This window comes from Nocardiopsis valliformis DSM 45023 (genome assembly GCF_000340985.1).
Taxonomy (GTDB): Bacteria; Actinomycetota; Actinomycetes; order Streptosporangiales; family Streptosporangiaceae; genus Nocardiopsis; species Nocardiopsis exhalans.
Window position 1 is genome coordinate 1 of sequence record NZ_ANAZ01000028.1, and the last position, 17934, is coordinate 17934.

14 protein-coding genes are annotated in these 17934 nt (G+C 70.3%); 7 read left to right on the plus strand and 7 right to left on the minus strand.

The window, feature by feature from the left end; translation table 11 throughout:
- Positions 1 to 702: 702 nt before the first annotated feature.
- From D457_RS37745 to D457_RS0123445, 7 genes are all read right to left on the minus strand, one after another.
- Positions 703 to 867: a hypothetical protein gene (locus tag D457_RS37745; protein WP_017583112.1), complete on the minus strand. Its 165-nt coding sequence runs from the start codon at positions 865 to 867 to the stop codon at positions 703 to 705.
- Between the two features lie 4 nt (positions 868 to 871).
- On the minus strand, positions 872 to 1171 hold the full coding sequence (locus tag D457_RS37750; RefSeq protein ID WP_017583113.1) for a hypothetical protein: 300 nt from the start codon (positions 1169 to 1171) through the stop codon (positions 872 to 874).
- A 92-nt stretch (positions 1172 to 1263) separates the two neighbouring features.
- Complete coding sequence (locus tag D457_RS0123425; RefSeq protein WP_017583114.1) at positions 1264 to 3549, minus strand: HelD family protein; 2286 nt, start codon at positions 3547 to 3549, stop codon at positions 1264 to 1266.
- A 238-nt stretch (positions 3550 to 3787) separates the two neighbouring features.
- Positions 3788 to 4750, minus strand: coding sequence for a Bug family tripartite tricarboxylate transporter substrate binding protein (locus tag D457_RS0123430; RefSeq protein ID WP_017583115.1), 963 nt, complete (start codon positions 4748 to 4750; stop codon positions 3788 to 3790).
- Positions 4751 to 4824: 74 nt separating this feature from the next.
- A complete protein-coding gene (locus tag D457_RS0123435) occupies positions 4825 to 6351 on the minus strand; it encodes a tripartite tricarboxylate transporter permease (RefSeq protein ID WP_017583116.1) in 1527 nt (508 codons plus the stop codon).
- A 27-nt stretch (positions 6352 to 6378) separates the two neighbouring features.
- On the minus strand, positions 6379 to 7041 hold the full coding sequence (locus D457_RS0123440) for a tripartite tricarboxylate transporter TctB family protein (RefSeq protein WP_017583117.1): 663 nt from the start codon (positions 7039 to 7041) through the stop codon (positions 6379 to 6381).
- Complete coding sequence (locus D457_RS0123445; RefSeq protein WP_017583118.1) at positions 7038 to 8087, minus strand: tripartite tricarboxylate transporter substrate binding protein; 1050 nt, start codon at positions 8085 to 8087, stop codon at positions 7038 to 7040. Before D457_RS0123445 ends, D457_RS0123440 begins: the two co-directional genes overlap by 4 nt.
- 172 nt (positions 8088 to 8259) lie before the next feature.
- Between D457_RS0123445 and D457_RS0123450 the strand changes: the two genes are divergently transcribed.
- The 7 genes from D457_RS0123450 to D457_RS0123480 all read left to right on the plus strand — a co-directional run bounded on the left by D457_RS0123450 (position 8260) and on the right by D457_RS0123480 (position 17853).
- Complete coding sequence (locus D457_RS0123450) at positions 8260 to 9864, plus strand: sensor histidine kinase (protein ID WP_239646196.1); 1605 nt, start codon at positions 8260 to 8262, stop codon at positions 9862 to 9864.
- Positions 9864 to 10580 carry a response regulator gene (locus D457_RS0123455; RefSeq protein ID WP_017583120.1) on the plus strand — a complete coding sequence of 239 codons (717 nt, stop codon included), beginning with the start codon at positions 9864 to 9866 and terminating at the stop codon, positions 10578 to 10580. Before D457_RS0123450 ends, D457_RS0123455 begins: the two co-directional genes overlap by 1 nt.
- Positions 10581 to 10824: 244 nt before the next feature.
- Entirely contained in the window at positions 10825 to 13125 is a 2301-nt protein-coding gene (locus D457_RS0123460) for an anthranilate synthase component I (RefSeq protein ID WP_017583121.1), read from the plus strand.
- A 461-nt stretch (positions 13126 to 13586) separates the two neighbouring features.
- Positions 13587 to 15116 (plus strand): SLC13 family permease, encoded by a 1530-nt coding sequence (locus tag D457_RS0123465; RefSeq protein ID WP_017583123.1) that lies wholly within the window; start codon positions 13587 to 13589, stop codon positions 15114 to 15116.
- A 172-nt stretch (positions 15117 to 15288) separates the two neighbouring features.
- The gene (locus D457_RS36525) at positions 15289 to 15432 is read left to right on the plus strand and encodes a GPGG-motif small membrane protein (protein ID WP_017583124.1); all 144 of its coding nucleotides are present in this window, start codon (positions 15289 to 15291) and stop codon (positions 15430 to 15432) included.
- Positions 15433 to 15702: 270 nt separating this feature from the next.
- Entirely contained in the window at positions 15703 to 16500 is a 798-nt protein-coding gene (thyX, locus tag D457_RS0123475; RefSeq protein ID WP_017583125.1) for an FAD-dependent thymidylate synthase, read from the plus strand.
- Positions 16501 to 16794: 294 nt separating this feature from the next.
- Complete coding sequence (locus D457_RS0123480; RefSeq protein WP_017583126.1) at positions 16795 to 17853, plus strand: PRC and DUF2382 domain-containing protein; 1059 nt, start codon at positions 16795 to 16797, stop codon at positions 17851 to 17853.
- The last annotated feature ends 81 nt before the right edge of the window (positions 17854 to 17934 follow it).

Genomic DNA, 17934 nt, shown 5'->3' on the forward strand with positions numbered 1-17934 from the left:
GCTTCTGGTAGCAAGATCACCGGGGATGAGGGGGTTTCGGAAGCAGTGGACAGCCTCAGGCGCAGGTTACGGACACCCCGGCTTCCCCAGGACCAACACCACAGCGCTGAACCCCATCCTCGCCGCCGCTGTTGCGTCGGCACGAGTGATCGGCCGCGACACGTCCAGGCGTTGGGCGCCGGGCTGGGGGCGCTCCCGCCTTCGCTGCCGGTTTTCGTTGCTGACCTTGACCGGCCGCGACACGTGGCCCGGTCCGCGCAGGGCTGGGGAGACCGGGATCTTCGCGGCCGCTTTTCGTTGCTGACCTTGACCGGCCGCGACACGTCCAGGCGGTGGGCTCCGGGGTGTGGAGGGCACCGGCCGAAGGCCGCGCAGTTGGCAGTTGCAGTTGGCAGTTGCCGTTGGGCCCCTTTGGGGCCCGTCTGCCACCCCGACCACACCTCCCCCGTTTCCCGATAGCCGCCACCCGCCGTCGCAGCGAAGCGGGTCAAGGTGGAGCGCCCCGATCCGGCGAAGCCGCGATGGCGAGGACCTTGACGCGCGCAGCGCAGACAGCAACCATCAAGCGGCGGGAAACGGGGGAACCGCAACCCGAACCGCAGGCCCCAGGCCCCACACAGACCCCACCCCGGAATTGACCAACAGCATCGGGGGAGTGCGGGTCCTACGGGAGAACACCTGGCCGGCCGAGAGGTGACGTCCTCAGCGCCGGGCGCTCGGCATGGGCGGGGCGGGACGGTTGGGCTTCGCGTTCCGCCCGGCCTGGCGGGGGTCGTGTCCCTCACTGATGCAGTCCAGGATCTCGCGGGCGGCGTGTCTTCCGGCGATCTCGAAACTCTGGAGGTTGGAGTCGACCTCGCTCCACACGGCGTCACGGAGTACGACCCGGGTCGCGTAGGGCGATCTGCCCCGGCCGCGTGCCTCCATACCCTCTCGGACCCCCCTGTGCGAGGTAACGCCGGAACACGGCGGGGAGGGGTTCGTCCGGGTGCCGGCAGGTCGGGGGCAGGGCGTCGACGAACTCGAAGTCCACGCCACTCCGTGCGGGTTCGGCGTCGAGCCAGACCTGAGCGAAGTAGCCCGGGCAGGCCGTCTGCATGACGTTGGCGACGAAGACGCCGCTGACCGGCCGGGGCAGCGGGGACAGCGAAGAACCGGAGCTGAGGGGCATACCGCCTTTCTGCTCGGTCGGTCGGACGGGGCGGGCTGACCGGTGTCCGTTCCGGTCAGCCCGCCCGAGGTCGGTCCGTCCCCGCCCCGTGTTCAGTCGGCCAGTCGTTTGAGCAGGTCGGGCAGGTCGGCCTCGTGCGCCACGGTCAGGCGTTTGGTCGCTCGGGTGACCGCCACGTACAGGTCGTTGGCTCCGCGCGGCTGGGCCAGCAGCTCCTCGGGGCGGACCACGATCACCGAGTCGAATTCCAGCCCCTTGGACTCCGTGGCGGTCAGCACCACCGCGGTGTTGCCCAGCTCGTCGTCCGAACCCGTTCCGGGGCGGCCCGCCTCGGGGAGCGCGGACGCCACCCCGGGCAGGGAGGCGTCGGAGGTGACCACCGCGATCCGGCCCTCGCCCACCGCTGCACGCTCCTCGTCGACCAGCGCGGGCAGACCGCCCAGGCCGGTCAGCCGCATCGCACGGGGCGGCTCGCCCTCCTCGCGTACGGATTCGGGGATCTGCTGGTCGGGCGCTGCCTCGCGCAGGACGTCGGCGGCCACGGCCATGATCGGCGCCGGGGTCCGGTAGTTCACCCGCAGGTGCTCCACGTGCACCTTGCCGGGGGCGTACTCCTCCAGCGACCCCTGCCAGGAGCTGGTCCCGGCTGCGCTGCCGGTCTGGGCGACGTCGCCGACGACGGTCAGGGAGCGGGTCGGGACCCGGCGCATCACGGTGCGCCAGGCCATCGGGGACAGTTCCTGGGCCTCGTCCACGATCACGTGCCCGTAGGACCAGGTGCGATCCGCCCCCGCCCGGTCGGCGGTGGTCAGGTTCGGCCCCGAGTCGCGGTGGCGGGCGGCGAGGGTGACCGCGTCCAGTCCCTCCGCCGGGTCCTCGGTCAGGCCGGTGAAGTCCAGCACGCCCTGGGCGTAGCGGACCTCCTCCTCCCGTTCGGTGTCCAGCTGGCGCTGCCGCGCGCGCAGGAGGCTGTCGTCCTGGCCGAGGAGCTCCGCCACCTCGTCCAGCAGCGGCACGTCCTCCACGGTCCAGGGTGCTTCCGGGTGGCGGGCCATGGATCCGGCCTCCGCGACCCCGGCCTCGGCACCCACCCGGGCCAGGGCCTCGGGGTCGGCGTACAGGTCGCGCAGCACCCGCTGCGGGGTCAGGTCGGGCCACAGGGCGTCGAGGGCCTGCTGCACGGGGGCCTCGTGCCAGAGCCGCGCGCCCACGTGCGGGAGGTCCTCCTCCGTGGCGGGGCGGCTGAGCAGCTGGGACTCGGCCCGGGCGAGTTCGGTGAGCAGCGTGTTCACCAGGTACTTGCGCGCGGTGTTGTGCGGCAGCTTCAGGTTGCGGGTGGTCTCCAGCACGTGCGCGCACACGTCGGCGGGCACGACCAGCGTCCCCGCGTCGGTTTCCACGCGCAGGTCCGCCTCGCCGAAGGCCCTCAGGGGCGAGCGCTGCCGGTCCCGGACAGCGGCGCCCACGAAGTCGATCATGCGCGGGGATCCCTTGAGCACGGCGGTCGCGTGGTGGTCGTGGGCGGCGGTCTCCACACCGGGGAAGAGCTCTCCGACCGTGCGCATCACCACGTCGGTCTCGCCGAGGGAGGGGAGCACGTTGCCGACGTAGCGCAGGAACGCCGGGTTGGGGCCCACGACCAGGACGCCGCGGCGCTCCAGAATCCGGCGGTGCGTGTAGAGCAGGTAGGCGGCGCGGTGCAGGGCGGCGACGGTTTTACCGGTGCCCGGGCCGCCCTGGACGACCAGCACCCCGGCCAGCTGGGCGCGGATGACCCGGTCCTGCTCGGCCTGGATGGTGGCGACGATGTCGGCCATGCGTCCGGTGCGGCCGCGGTGCAGGGAGGCCAGCAGCGCGGCCTCGCCGACCAGCTGGCGGCGGTCGCCCTCGGAGAGGCCGTCAGCGTCGAAGACCTCGTCGTCCAGGCCGAAGACCCGCCTGCTGCGCACCCTCAGGTGGCGTCGGCGGGTGATCCCCTCCGGGTCGCTGGGGGTGGCCGCGTAGAAGGGGCGGGCGGCCGGGGCGCGCCAGTCCACGAGGATGGTGTCGTGTTCGGTGTCACGCAGTCCGATGCGGCCCACGTAACGGGCCTCGGTGTCATCCGGGCCGTAGGAGATGTCGATCCTGCCGAAGCACAGGCCCTCCTCGACCGAGCTGAGCTGGGCCCGGCGCCGGGCGTGCTCGTAGGAGCGGGTCTCGCGTTCCACGATGGCGGCGTACCCGCTGCGTTCCTCCAGGTGGGCGTCGATGAGCCGCTGTTCGGTCTGCGCTCGCAGAGTGTCCAGGCGCTCGTACATGACGCTGACGCGCGCCTGCTCGACCGCGATCGCGGCCTCCTCGGGCGAGGGGGCCGAGCTGTCGGATTGACAGGAATCCATCTGGTTGCTATCCTTGCGGCTAAGAAGTTTTTTGATAGCTCTTTTTTTGTGAATGAGAATCGTAGCCTAGCAGGATGCGTGCACCATTCGCCAATCCGCGTGTCCAGGACCCGCACCCTCCAGGGGTGGGGGTTTTCTTTGTTCCCGGGCTCCGACCGGTTCCCCGCAGCCGCTGGAACCCGCTCCGTGCGCCCGCCCGCCCCGCGACGTTCCGGGAGCCCCGGCGGTGGCAGTGCCCTCAGGCCAGGCCCAGCCGCTCCAGGTCGGCGCCGATCCGGGTGTCCTCCTGGCTCAAAAAGTCGGCGAAGTCCTCACCCTCCATGAACGCGTCCGTCCACCGGTTACGCTCCAGCCTCGCCCGCCACTGCGCCGATCCGTGCATGTCCGACACCATGGACCGGAGCCGCCCCAGGTCGTCCGCGGTAAGACCCGGTGGTGCGAGCAGCCCCCGCCAGTTCATGAAATGCAGGTCCACACCCGCCTGGATCAGGGTCGGCGCGTCGGTGCCCGGATCCGGGTCGGAGCTGGTCACCGTGAGGGCCCGCAACTGGCCGGCGTCGATCGCTGAGCGCTGCTCGCCCGGCCCGGCGGCAGCGAAGTCCACCTCGCGGCTGATCAGCGCCGCCTGCATGGGTCCGCCCCCGTCGAAGGAGCGGTAGTCCACCGCCAGCGGGTCGATGCCGAGTTTCTCGGCCAGCAGCATCGTCACCATGTGGTCGGGTCCGGCCGGTGTCGAGCCGCCTCCCACCGTGATGTCCTCCGGATTCTCGCGCCATGCCTCGAGAAGGTCCTCGATCGACCGGAAGGGTGAGTCCGGCGTCACCAGAAGTACCTCCGGCTCCTGGAGCAGGCGCGCCAGCGGCTCAGCCTCCGTCACTGACTGCGAAGCGGAGGCGGCGTGGGTGTTGGCGACCACTCCCAGACCCATCTGGAGCAGGAGGTCCGGTGTACCGCGCTCGTAGAGCAACCGCGCCAGCCCCGCCGTGCCGGAGGCCCCGGGCAGGTTGAAGACGGTGGTGTCCCTGACCGAACCGCTCTCCTCCAGGACTGAGGCCATCGTCCGGGCGGTGTGGTCGAAGCCGCCCCCGGGCGGGGTCGGCACCATGATCCGCAGGGAGCGCAGCCGCCTCGCGGGCAGACAGCCGGCCAGGGGCAGCACGAAGCCGGCCGCCAGTACGGCGCGCCGGCTCATGCCGCTCATCGCATCCCCTGTTCCCCGGCCCGGGCGTTCCCGCCGTCGCGGCCGCCGCCCGGGTGCCCCGGCGTCACTCTTCCTCAGTCCTTGGCGGACCCCGCCCGTTCGCGCTCTTCGGAGCGGTTGGCGCCCCCGCGCCCCCGAAGGGCCCGCACCAGCGCCGGTGTCACCGACAGCAAGGCGAGCGCCAGCAGGGTGGCGGAGATCGGTCCGCTGACGAACACCGACCAGTCGCCGCCGGAGATCTGCAGGGCCCGACGCATGTTCGTCTCCATCAGACCGCCCAGGATCAGCCCCAGGATCAGGGGCGCGGCCGGGAAGTCGTTGCGCCGCATCAGGAAGCCGATGGCGCCGAACGCCGCCAGCAGACCCAGGTCGAACACGCTGAAGCTGAGCCCGTACACGCCCACCACGCAGAATACGACCACCAGCGGAACCAACACCGCCTTGGGGGTGTTCAGGACCTTGGCGAAGACCGGGATCAGCGGCAGGTTGAGGACCAGCAGGACCACGCTGCCCACGTACATCGAGGCGACCACGCCCCAGAACATGTCGGGGTTGTCGGTCAGCATCATCGGCCCCGGCTGTACGCCCAGCACCAGCAGCGCGCCCAACAGGATCGCGGTCGTGCCCGAACCCGGTACCCCCAGGGTCATCAACGGCACGAAGGAGCCCACCGCCGCCGCGTTGTTGGCGGCCTCGGGCGCGGCCACGCCCTTCGGGTTGCCCTTGCCGAAGGTGGCGCCGTCGCGCGCCAGCTTCTTCTCCATCGAGTAGGACAGGAACGAGGCCACCGTGGCCCCCGCCCCGGGCAGGACCCCGGTGAAGAAGCCCAACACCGACGAGCGCAGCGTCGGCGGGGTGATCCGGCCGAGCTCGCGGCCGGACAGTCGCAGTGAGGTCACACCACCGCGCGCTCCGCCCTCGCCGCGCCGGTTGAGCATGACCAGCACCTCGGCGAGCGCGAACACGCCCAGCGCGACGATGAGGAACTCCACGCCTTCGTACAGCTCGGGCAGGTCGAAGGTGTAGCGCACGATGGCGGTCTGGGAATCGATGCCCACCAGGGCGATCATCACTCCGACCACGGCCGAGATCAGGCCCTTGACCAGGTTGCGCCCGCCCAGGGTCACCACCGCGGTCAGCCCCAGAATCATCAGCGCGAAGTACTCGACGGGTCCGAAGCTCACGGCGAAGGACGCCAGACTCGGCGCGATCGCCATCAGCCCGATGACGCCGACGGTGCCGCCGACGAACGACGAGAGCGCCGCGATCGCTAGTGCCTTGCCCGCCTTGCCCTGTCGGGCCATCGGGTAGCCGTCGAAGGAGGTGGCGACGGTCCCGGCCACCCCCGGTGCGTTGAGCAGGATGGAGGAGGTCGATCCGCCGAAGATCGCCCCGTAGTAGACCCCCGCCAGCATGATGATCGCCGAGGTGGGGTCCATGCCGTAGGCGATGGGGATCATCAGCGCGATCGCGCTCATCGGGCCCAGGCCGGGCAGGATGCCGATGATCGTACCGGCCAGGACACCGATGAAGACAAAGAGGAGGTTCTCCGGGGTCAGCGCGATGCTGAAGCCGTGCAGGAGTTGGTCGAACATGCCCATGGGAGGGGATCCTTGGTTCGGGTCAGGTCAGAAGGGAAGCGGTCCGCTCGGCAGCGACACGCCGAGGCCCCAGGTCATCCCCGCGTAGAGGGCGAAGGGGAGCACGAGGGCGACCGCGGCCGTGACGAGGTGGCGGCGGTAACCGAGGTACCAGGTCATCGACCCCAGGTAGAGGGCGGTGGAGAGGACGAACCCCAGGGGCTCGAACACGGCGACGTAGAGGCACAGGGCGCCGACGAACAGGCCGGTCTCCCAACGTGGGTCCTCCAGGCGGCCGAGCCGGGCCCCTGCTCCGTCGGCCGCACCGCTCGCCGCCGGGCCGTCGGCTTCGGACACGGTGTCTGCCGCTGGTCCGTCGGCTTCGGACGCGGTGTCTGCCGCCGGGGCCTCCGCCGGGGCGCGCTGGAAGAGCAGCAGCACCGCCAACAGCAGCAGAACAGCACCCAGCCAGAGCGGCAGGGTGGAGGGCTGCACCGGGACGCTCACCGCCGTGTAGTCGGGCATCTGGAAGGCGAGGACCAGATAGCCGACCGCGAACAGCCCGATCGCGACACCCAGGGTCCGGGGGGAGAACCGGAAGGCCTTCTCGGGCACGACCGCGCGGCCCGGCGTCCAGGGGCGCCGGGGGCGGCGCGCGGCCGCCCCCTCCTCGGGCGCGCCGCCGGGGCGCGCCGTGGTCTCTTCGCTCACTGGAGGCCGACCTCCGTCAGGATCTCGGCGAACTCGTCACGGGTCTCGTCCAGGAAGGAGCCGAAATCATCGCTGCCCATGTAGGCGTCGGTCCAGCCCAGGCGTGCGGACTCCTCCTGCCAGGCCTCGGTCTCCACCAGGTCCCCGAACAGCTCCTCGTAGTAGGCGACCTGAGCCTGCTCGAGGTCGGCCGGGGCCATGACGCCGCGCCAGATGTCGAACGTGAAGTCGATGTCCTGCTCCAGCAGGCTCGGCACCTCCGGCAGGGCCTCGCTGCGCTCGGGCGAGGAGATCCCGACCGCGCGCATCTCGCCCGCCTCGATCATGCCCAGAGCCTCGCCCGCGCCGGTCACGGCGGCCTCCACGTGGCCGCCCAGCAGGGCGGTCATGGCCTCACCGCCACCGTCGAAGGGGATGTAGTTGGCCTCGGTCGGATCAGCCCCGGCTGCCTCCAGCGCCCCCGCCAGCGCGACGTGGTCCATGCTGCCGGGCCCGGAGCCCCCGCCGATGCTGAAGCCCCCCGCGGATACTTCCGCGGCTAGGTCGCCGAAGGTCTCGACGGGTGAGTCGGCTGCCACGAGGTAGACCATGTAGTCGGTGGCCAGGCGCGCCACCGGGGTGAAGTCGTCGTGGTCGTGGTCGGAGTCGCCGGCCATCGGAACCAGCAGGATGGGTGGGCTCGTCACGAACAGCTTGTGCGGGTCTCCCGCGTTGTTCGCGATGTAGCCCCAGCCGATGGCGCCGCCCGCGCCGGGTTTGTTGACCACCTGGACGGACTGGTCGATCAGTTCCTGCTCTTCCAACAGGCGGGCGCTGGTGCGGGCCAGGGTGTCCCAGCCGCCGCCGGTGGCGGCCGGTGCGGTGATCTCGATCGGCTTGGTCGGCGCCCAGGTCCCGTCCTCGGCCACCCCGTCGGAGGGGCCGCAGGCGGCCAGCAGCACCGGCAGGGCGGCGCCGATCGCGGCAGCGCCCGTCATCCGGGTCCTCAGGGAAGGGGCCGAACCGGTGGCACGGGAACTGACGTGCGTCTTCGTCACGCGGAGCATGATTTCTCCGTAGGGGATTTGGCCGGGTATGTTCCGGTTATCGTGTGATGCAACGCACAGGCAATCAGAGGGAAACCCCCGCGAGAAGTGTTGTGTCTTTTGTGCGGGCAATGGTGGTAAGGAATGTTGTGGTCGTTGTGTTCACGGTCACACCGGAGTCGAGGTGGGAATCGTGGTCACGGCGCGTCGGACGACGCTGGCAGGGCAGTTCCTCGCCCTGCAGCTGGGCATCGTCGTCATCGTGCTGGTGATGGTGGCCGCCGTGTCCCTGGCCCAGTCCGACGCCCGCCTGCGCCAGACCGAGGCCAGGCGTATGCTCTCGGTCGCCGAGAGCACGGCCGCCCGCGACACCGTCCGGGCCGGGCTGGGGGAGCCGGGCGGCTGGGACGTCCTCGCCCCGACCGCAGAGGGTGTGCGAGTGCTCTCCGGCGCCGACCACCTGGTCATCCACGACCGGGACGGGCAGGCCCTGACCCTGGACCCGGGGCCGAAGGCCGGTGGCTCCCAGGGCGACCCGGGTGTGGCATCCGCGCTGCTGGGACGGGCCTGGTCCGGGGTGAGCGAGACCAACGGGCAGCGGACCGTGGCCGCGGCCGTACCCGTCATCGGTGAGGGCGGGGAGGTCCTCGGCGCGGTGGTCGCGGGCATGGACTACCCCAGTACCGGGGAGCTGCTGGTCCTGGCCACCCCGAACCTCCTGGTCTACCTGGGCATCGCCAGCGTGCTCGGCGTGGCCGGATCCCTGCTGCTGTCGCGCCGCGTCAAACGCCAGACGCTCGGGCTGGAGCCTGACCAGATCACCCGGCTCGTGGAACACCGCGAGGCCATGCTGCACGGAATCAAGGAGGGTGTTCTGGGCCTGGACGCCGACGACCGCGTCACCCTGGTCAACGACGCGGCGGTCCGCCTGCTCGGCCTGCCGGCCGACAGCGTGGGCGCTGCCCTGTCCGAGCTCGGCGTGCCCGGTGACCTGGAGGAAGTTCTGCGGGGCCGGGTGCGGGGGCGCGACGCCGTCGTGGTCCTGGGCGACCGGCTGGTCGCCCTCAACCGCATGCCCCTGGAGAGCGACGGACGCCCGGCCGGGTCGGTGACCACCATGCGTGACCGCACCGACCTGGTCGAACTCCAGCACGAGCTGGACACCAGCAAGAACACCGCCGACACACTGCGCGCCCAGGCCCACGAGTTCAGCAACCGGCTGCACGTCATCTCCGGGCTTCTGGAGCTGCGAGAGCACGAGGAGGCGGCCAAGTACGTCCGTCTGGTGGGAGGCGCCCGCGCCCAGCTCAGCGCCGACGTCACCGCCCGGGTCGCGGACCCGTCGCTCGCCGCGCTGCTCATCGCCAAGACCAGCCTTGCCGACGAACAGCGCACCCGGCTGCGCATCGCCCCCGCGACCCTGTTGGGGCCGGTCTCGGAGGACCTGTCCGAAGACCTGGTCACGGTCGTCGGGAACCTGATCGACAACGCGCTGGACGCGGTCGCGCACACCGCCGCGGACACGGACCCTCCCTGGGTGGAGGTCGAGGCCGTCGGCGGTGACGGCGGTCCGGTGAAGGTCGCCGTCCGCGACTCGGGCCCGGGCGTCCCCGGCGAACTCGAGGGCCGGGTGTTCCAGCACGGCTACACAACCAAGGCGGGCTCGGACCGCAAGCGCGGCCTCGGGCTGGCGATCGTCGGCCTGGTGTGCGCCCGACGGGGCGGGGCGGCCACCGTCACCGGATCGGAGTTCACCGCCGTCCTGTACGAGAACCCTTCTGAAGGAGACGAGCACTGATGCCGGTGAGGACCCTCATCGTCGACGACGACTTCATGGTGGCCCGGGTACACCGCGGCCTGGTGGAGCGCGTCCCCGGCTTCACCGTTGTAGGCGAGGCCCGTAGCGGGGCCGAAGCCTTGGACATGGCTGGGAGCCTGCGGCCCGACCTGGTCCTGCTGGACATCTACCTGCCCGACATGAGCGGCATCGACGTGCTGCGCGGCCTGCGCGGGGCAGAGCGGGGAGAGGACCTCGCGGACGTCGACGTCCTGGTCATCACCGCGGCCCGCGACAGCGCGACCGTGCGCCAGGCCCTGCGCGGCGGCGCCGTCCAGTACCTCATCAAACCGTTCGAACCGGCCGCGCTCACCGAACGCCTGCGGGAGTACGCCAGGCTGCGACAAGACCTGGACCGGGAGGGCGCCGCCGACCAGGCCGCCATCGACCGGGCCTTCGGTGCGGCCCGGCCCGCCGCACGCCCCGCGGGGACGATGCCCAAGGGATTGACGAGGCAGACCGCCGAACTCGTGGAGAGAACGCTGAGCGACCTCGCCGTGACAGGGGCGGGCGGGGACAGCGGGATCTCGGCGACCGAATGCGCCGCCGCCACCGGGGTCTCCAGGGTCAGTGCCCGCCGCTACCTGGAGTACTTCGTCGAGACGGGCAGAGTCGAGGTCCGGTTGCGCTACGGCACCGCGGGCCGGCCCGAACGCCGCTATCACTGGTCGGGCTGAGGACGGCCGCGCGCCGCCGGTTCGGCGTCAAGGTGGCTGAGGCCCGCGCCAGGCGTTACACTCGGCTCCATGCGAACCAGTCCGACCCTTCGGGGACAGTGGTGGCGCCGCTTCTAGGCGGCGCACCGACAGTTCGCATTCCCCGAACACCGCAGCGACCGCCCCGGACCGGCGGTCGTTCCTGCTTTTGGCGGCCCCGGCCGGTGATGACCACCCCGACCGCAGAGCGCCAAAAGGACCGGCCGTGAACCCCAGCGACGCACAGACCACCACGTACCGCACCCCGAGCGGCGTGACCGTCCACCGCAGCGCCACCCCCTGTGACCCCGAGATCCTCACCGAACTCGTCAGCTCGGTCGAGTACCGCCGCGGTGGCGTGCTCTCCTCGGGGATGGAGTATCCGGGCCGCTACGACCGCTGGCACCTGGGGTACGTGGACCCCTGCCTGGAGATCAGCACCCGGGGGCGCCGGGTCACCGCCACCGCCCTCAACGCCCGCGGGCGCGTCCTGCTCCCGGTCCTGGCCCAGGCGCTGGACACCGTGCCCGGGGCGAGTGAGCGCGAACAGGACGCCGACCACGTCGCCGTCACCGTGCCCGAGCCCGACCCCGACGCCTTCTTCACCGAGGAGGAGCGCAGCCGCCGCCCCAGCGTCTTCACCGCCCTGCGCGCCGTGGTCGCGGCCCTGCGCAGCCCCGAGGACGCCAACCTGGGCCTGTACGGCGCCTTCGGCTACGACCTCGCCTTCCAGTTCGAGCCGGTGGAGCGGCACATCGACCGCGACCCCACCGACCGCGACCTGGTGCTGCACCTGCCCGACGCCATCGTGGTCCGCGACCGCAAGCGCGAGACCTGTGTGCGCTACACCTACGAGTTCACCGTTCCCGGTGACGCCGGAACCGAGGGCGGCAGTGCCGGGGGCGACAGTGTCAGCTGCGAAAGGGCGCGCCCCGAGGCCACCACCGAGGGCCTGCCCCGCGAGACCGAACTCACCCCGCCGGTGGTCGCCACCGAGGTTCCGCCCGGCCCCCAGCCCGGCTCCTACGCCCAGGTGGTCGCCGAGGCCAAGAAGAAGTTCCGCCGCGGCGACCTCTTCGAGGTGGTCCCCGGGCACCGTACCTACGCCCGCTGCTCCTCACCGGCCCGCTTCTACGAGCTGCTGCGCGACCGCAACCCCGCCCCCTACGAGTTCTTCTTCAACCTGGGCGAGGGCGAGTACCTGGTCGGCGCCTCCCCGGAGATGTTCGTACGGGTCAGCGGTGCGCCCGGCACCGGCCAGCGGGTGGAGACCTGCCCGATCTCCGGCACCATCCGCCGTGGTGAGGACGCGCTCGGCGACGCCGAGAACATCCAGGAGCTGCTCTCCTCGGTGAAGGAGAAGTCCGAGCTCACCATGTGCACGGACGTGGACCGCAACGACAAGTCGCGTGTGTGCGAGCCGGGCAGCGTCAAGGTGATCGGCCGCCGACAGATCGAGATGTACTCGCGCCTCATCCACACCGTGGACCACATCGAGGGCACCCTGCGTCGTGACTTCGATGCCCTGGACGCCTTCCTCACCCATATGTGGGCGGTCACCGTCACCGGGGCGCCCAAGACCTGGGCGATGCGCTTCATCGAGCAGCACGAGACCAGCCCCCGCCGCTGGTACGGCGGAGCGGTCGGGGTGATCAACTTCGACGGTTCCATGAACACCGGGTTGACCCTGCGCACCGCGCACATCCGCGACGGGGTGGCGGCGGTGCGTGTGGGCGCGACCCTGCTCTACGACTCCGACCCCGAGGCGGAGGAGAAGGAGACCTTCCTCAAGGCCCGCGCGCTGCTGGAGACCCTCGCCCTGGGCGAGGAGGCCCTGGCAGCGGAAGAGAGCGCTGACACCGCGGGGTTCGCCTCGGAGGACACCGCGACCGGAACCGAGCCCGCCGCCCCGGCCGAGCAGCCGGGTTCGGGGATGAAGGTCCTGCTGGTGGACCACGAGGACTCCTTCGTGAACACCCTCGCCGACTACGTGCGCCGCCACGGGGCCGAGGTGACCACCGTGCGCTACGGTTTCGACCCCTCGCTCCTGGACCGGCTCGCCCCCGACCTCGTGGTCCTCTCGCCCGGCCCCGGCCTGCCGGTGGACTTCGCGATGTCGGACCTGCTGGACGCGCTGTCCGCCCGTGGCCTGCCGGTGTTCGGGGTGTGCCTGGGCTTGCAGGGCATGGTCGAGCACGCGGGGGGAGAGCTGCGCACCCTGGACGAGCCGGTGCACGGCAAGCCCGGCCGCGTCCGGGTATCCGGCGGTCGCCTGCTGTCCGGGATGGGCGAGGAGGGCGCCTTCCCGGCCGCCCGCTACCACTCCACGTACTCCACGCCCGACCTGGTGAAGAACTTCGAGGTCACCGCGGTCCTGGACCGGGAGCCCGCTGAGGAGCCCGTGGTGATGGCGATCGAGGACCCGGCGGCCCGCTGGTACGCAGTGCAGTTCCATCCGGAGTCGATCCTGACCGCCAGCGTCGGCGAGGGCATCGTCGCCCGGGTGCTGCGACTGGCCCGCTCCTGACCGTCTGACCGCGGGCGCCGCCGGTGTGACCCTGGGGCCACACCGGCGGCGCCAGCGCGCGGTGCACGCCGCAACCCTCCCCACACCCGCCGCGATGACCTGTGGCCCCTGACTCCCGCGACAGCTCAGAGCGGCCACCGGCGACAGGACCAGGGCGGATGGGGGTCACCGTGCTGGCAGTGAGCCCTCGTCGCGCAGCGCGGACACCCTTGCCAACGGTGTGGTGCCGCTGGGTTCGTCACTCAGTGAGCCGTCGCCGATACCCGGGGTTGTCGAATGTCAGGGCAATCTCAACTCTTCTCCGCCTGATTGCGTGACGTGGGCCATGGTGACCACCATCACTACATCAAGGAGAAACACCAGGAAACTTCTCGGCAACAACGTCGTCGCCACTGGTTTTCTCCGGAGGCGGGCATCCGCTCCGCCCGCCTCCCGGATCCCCTCGAAGGAGAAGACCCACCATGGTGACCAGCGAAGCCCGCGGCAAGGCGGGACTGCCCGCCCTGACCACTGAGCAGGCTGCCAGACCCGAACCCACCCGAGCCAAGTTGATCGGCCTGATCCTCGGCCCGGTCCTCGCCCTGGTCCTGTTCCTGTTGCTCCCGGACTCCCTGGGCACCGGCGGAAGGATCACCGCGGGTGTCGCCGCGCTGATGGCCACCTGGTGGGCGACCGAGGCGCTCCCCATCCCGGTGACCGCACTGCTGCCAATGCTGCTGTTCCCGATGCTGCTGCCCGAGGTGGGCATCTCGGACGTGGCGCCCTCCTACGGCGCGGACGTCATCTTCCTGTTCATGGGCGGCTTCATGCTCGCCCTGGCCATGCAGAAGTGGAACCTGCACAAGCGGATGGCCCTGGCCATCGTCGCCTCTGTGGGCTCCAACCCCGTACGCCTCATTGGCGGCTTCATGGTCGCGACCGGTTTCATCACGATGTGGGTGAGCAACACCGCCGCCACGATCATGATGCTTCCGGTCGGCATCTCCGTGGTCGGCCTGGTCATCCAGCTGCGCGGTGGCAAGAAGGACGCGAACTTCGCGACCGCCCTCATGCTGGGCATCGCCTACTCCGCCTCCATCGGGTCGGTCGCCACCCTCATCGGTACCCCGCCCAACGCGCTCATGGTCGGCTTCCTCGCCGAGAACCACGACATCACCATCGGCTTCGGCCAGTGGATGATCGTGGGCGTGCCCCTGGCCCTGACCTTCCTGGTCGTGGCCTGGGTCGTCATCACCCGGTTCGTCTACCCGCCGGCCACCAAGAAGCTGGAGGGCGCACAGGAGCTCATCCGCGAGGAACTGCGGGAGATGGGCGCGATCACCCGCGGTGAGAAGCTGGTCGCTGTGGTGTTCGTGCTGGCCGCGACCTCGTGGATCGCCATCCCGCTGCTCGCCAGGAGCGAGGCCGTCTCCTCCGTCCTGCCCTTCCTGGGTGACATCTCCGACTCCGTCATCGCCATCGCGGTCGCGATCGCCCTCTTCCTCATCCCGGTCGACCGCCAGAACCGCCTGCTGGACTGGGAGACGGCGGTCCGTCTCCCCTGGGGCATCCTGCTGCTGTTCGGCGGTGGCATCGCCCTGTCGAAGCAGTTCGGCGACACCGGCCTCAGCGAGTGGATCGGCCTCCAGGTCGGAGTCCTGCAGAACGTGCCCACCTGGGTCGTGGTGCTGTGCATCGCCGCCCTGGTCCTGCTGCTCACCGAACTGACCAGCAACACCGCCACCACGGCGACGTTCCTTCCGGTGGTCGCGGGCATCGCCATGGGCATGGACCTGCCGGTGATGACCCTGGTCGTCCCGGCCGTGCTGGCCGCCTCCATGGCCTTCATGCTGCCGGTCGCGACCCCGCCCAACGCGGTGGTCTTCGGCTCCGGTCACGTCTCGATCGGTCAGATGCTCCGCGGTGGGGTCTGGCTCAACATCATCGCGATCTTCATGGTCATGTTCACCATGTATGCCTTCGCCGGCTGGGCCTTCGGAATCACCCTCTAGGAAGTTTGTGGAAAACCCCAGGTGAAAGCGGCCTCGTGGAGAATTCTCCGCGGGGCCGTATCAGTGCGGCCCGCTGCCTGTCGAAGGCCTCCCACCCGTGCAATGGACGCTCCGTACACAAGATCTACCGTAGAAGTAGTTTGATCAACCTGTTAGCGGACAGGGGTTGTGTATGAGTATTTTGTTGCTAATCCTCGGGATCATCCTCATCGTCGCCGGTGTTCTGGGCGTCCTGCGCGGCCAGCTCCTCTGGGGCATCGTCCTCATCGTGGTGGGAGTCATCCTTTCGCCCGGTGGTTTCGTCCTTGGCCTCTGACAAGCGACTGAACTCTGCTGACGATCACCATTCCCCTATGAGACCGGCGAGGGGCCGGGTGCCCGACCACGTTCACGCGCGGGTCGGGCACCCGGCCCCTCGGCCTTTCCCTGGTCCTCGCGCAGGTGCCCAGGTCCTACTCCCGCGCTGGACGTGTACCCTCGGGGGAGGTCAATCGGCCCAGCCCCACACACGCTCCCGTGCCCCGGAAAACCCTGGTCATGGCCCTGACGTGTGCCTTGGGGCGGGGAGCTGCGAGAAGAGGTTTCTGTGAAGAAGGTCGAGCCCCAGGTCCGCCTGGTTGCACGTCCGCAGGTGGACTACGACGCGATCGCCGACTACCTCAAGGAGGTCGGCGGTGAGGCGTGGTTGGAGCGCTTCGACCGGGGCGACCTGGACGCCCACCTGAACGACCCGCAGAACCTCGCCGAGTTCGCCGGGCGCCTGTGCTACCGCTCCTGGGAGCCGGGTCTGAACCCGAACGTCACCCGGGTGCGCAAGGACCAGGACGCCTATCTCGGCAACATCCTGGCCAGCCTGCACGGTTCGGTCCTGGAGCACGTCAGCTTCAGCTTCGTGCTGCACAACGTCTCCCGGGTGCTCACCCACGAGCTCATCCGGCACCGGCCCGGCGTGGCCGTCTCGCAGGAGTCGCTGCGCTTCGTGCGCCTGACCGACCTGCCGTTCTGGTTCCCCGAGTGGGCCGAGGAGGACCCGGAGCTGATGGAGCGCGCCACCGCGATGCTCCAGCAGATGGAGGAGTTCCAGTTCTGGATGGCCGAGCACTTCGGGCTGGACGACGAAGGTGTGAAGTTCGCGGAGAAGAAGCACAAGACCTCCTTCATGCGCCGCTTCGCCCCCGAGGGCGTGGCGACCGGCCTGGTGTGGACGGCCAACGTGCGCACCCTGCGCCACACCCTGGAGGCCCGCACCGCCCCGGGCGCGGAGGAGGAGATCCGCCTGCTGTTCAACCTGATCGGCGAGACCCTCAAGGCGGAGGCCCCGGCGCTCTTCGGCGACTACACCGTCGAGGACGGCGTGTGGGTGCCCCAGCACCGCAAGGTCTGACCCCGGTGCCGTGAACGCGCACAACTGAGCTGAACACCGGAGCGCCCGCCCCTGATTTTCGGGGGCGGGCGCTCCGTGCTGTTCGCGGGGTTCGCCCGGAGTTAACAGGTGGCCAATGGGTTGTCACTGGCTGATGAAGGGGAAAGGCCCAGTTCAATTGGGGGTTCTAGGCTCGGTACTCGCTCGTGCACGGAGTGGTGCGAAGGACTGTACTCGAGCTTGTCACCGGGTAGAGGCGGGGAGCGAACCGGGGGAGCACGCTCTCACCGCAGCGAACCAGGAAGGGGCTGTCCTGTGACAGGCGAATTCGTACCCGAGAACCTCGTCGGCCACCGTGTGCTCGACACCGAGGGCCACAACGTGGGCAAGATCAAACAGGTCTTCCTCGACGACCAGACGGGCAGGCCCAGCTGGGTGTCGGTCCACACCGGCCTGTTCGGCATGAGGGAGACCCTGATCCCGCTCCAGGGAGCCCAGCCGGTGGAGGAGGACATCCAGATCCCCTATGACAAGGCCACCGTGAAGGAGGCGCCGAACGTCGACGCGGACCGGCACGTGTCTCCGGAGGACGAGGAGATCGTGCGCGACTACTTCGCCCGCAACGGCGGTTTCCCCCGGCAGGCGCAGGGGGAGCAGCGGCTGCCGGGTGGCGCCGAAGAAGCGGCCAATGACGCGCAGGGGGTCCCGCTCGGGCAGGAGATGCCCAAGTGGCTGGGTGGTCCGGGGCTTCCCAAGGCGGGCCGGGATCGAGCTGAGGAGCCTGAGTCCCCGGGGGCTGGGGGCTACGGTCAGTTCGCGGACCCGCGCGAGGGCCGGGGCGACGAGCCGGAGATGCACGGGAACGCCCCGGCCGACGCCATGACCGAGAGCGGTCAGGCCCACGCCATGCCTCCGGCGGCCCACGATGAGACCGCCGACCACCACGCCGGTGAGCACGCCAGCGAGCGCCTCGGGGGACCGGGCGGGACCGACGCCGAGGAGATGTCGGTGCTCCGCCACGAGGAGCAGGTGGACATCGGCGTCGAGCGGCGCGAGGGCGGGCAGGCCCGGATGCGCAAGCATGTGGAGACCGAGCGTTTCGACGAGACGGTTCCGCTGCACCACGAGGAGCTGGAGGTGGAGCGCCGCCCCGTCACCGACCCCTCGCAGGTGACGGACACCGGTCGCATGGAGGAGGACGAGGAGACCTTCACTCTGTACGAGGAGCGTCCGGTCGTCTCCAAGGAGGAGGTCCCGGTCGAGGAGATCCGGGTCCGCAAGCGCGACGTCACCCGCGAGGAGCACGTCGAGGGCGAACTCCGCAAGGAGCGGATCGAGTTCGAGGACGACGACGGGGAGCCGCCCAGGTCCTGACCGGACCAGGGGCGCGACCGGTCCGCCCGTGACACCGAGTGGCCTCTCCGAGTGGAGGGGCCACTCTCCTTCTGGCATGCT

What these genes read in the sequence shown, in the direction of transcription:
- D457_RS37750 (WP_017583113.1), bottom strand. Translation starts at nt 1,171, where the DNA reads ATGCCCCTCAGCTCCGGTTCTTCGCTGTCCCCGCTGCCCCGGCCGGTC.
- D457_RS0123425 (WP_017583114.1), bottom strand. Translation starts at nt 3,549, where the DNA reads ATGGATTCCTGTCAATCCGACAGCTCGGCCCCCTCGCCCGAGGAGGCC.
- D457_RS0123430 (WP_017583115.1), bottom strand. Translation starts at nt 4,750, where the DNA reads ATGAGCGGCATGAGCCGGCGCGCCGTACTGGCGGCCGGCTTCGTGCTG.
- D457_RS0123435 (WP_017583116.1), bottom strand. Translation starts at nt 6,351, where the DNA reads ATGGGCATGTTCGACCAACTCCTGCACGGCTTCAGCATCGCGCTGACC.
- D457_RS0123445 (WP_017583118.1), bottom strand. Translation starts at nt 8,087, where the DNA reads ATGCTCCGCGTGACGAAGACGCACGTCAGTTCCCGTGCCACCGGTTCG.
- D457_RS0123455 (WP_017583120.1), top strand. Translation starts at nt 9,864, where the DNA reads ATGCCGGTGAGGACCCTCATCGTCGACGACGACTTCATGGTGGCCCGG.
- D457_RS0123465 (WP_017583123.1), top strand. Translation starts at nt 13,587, where the DNA reads ATGGTGACCAGCGAAGCCCGCGGCAAGGCGGGACTGCCCGCCCTGACC.
- D457_RS36525 (WP_017583124.1), top strand. Translation starts at nt 15,289, where the DNA reads ATGAGTATTTTGTTGCTAATCCTCGGGATCATCCTCATCGTCGCCGGT.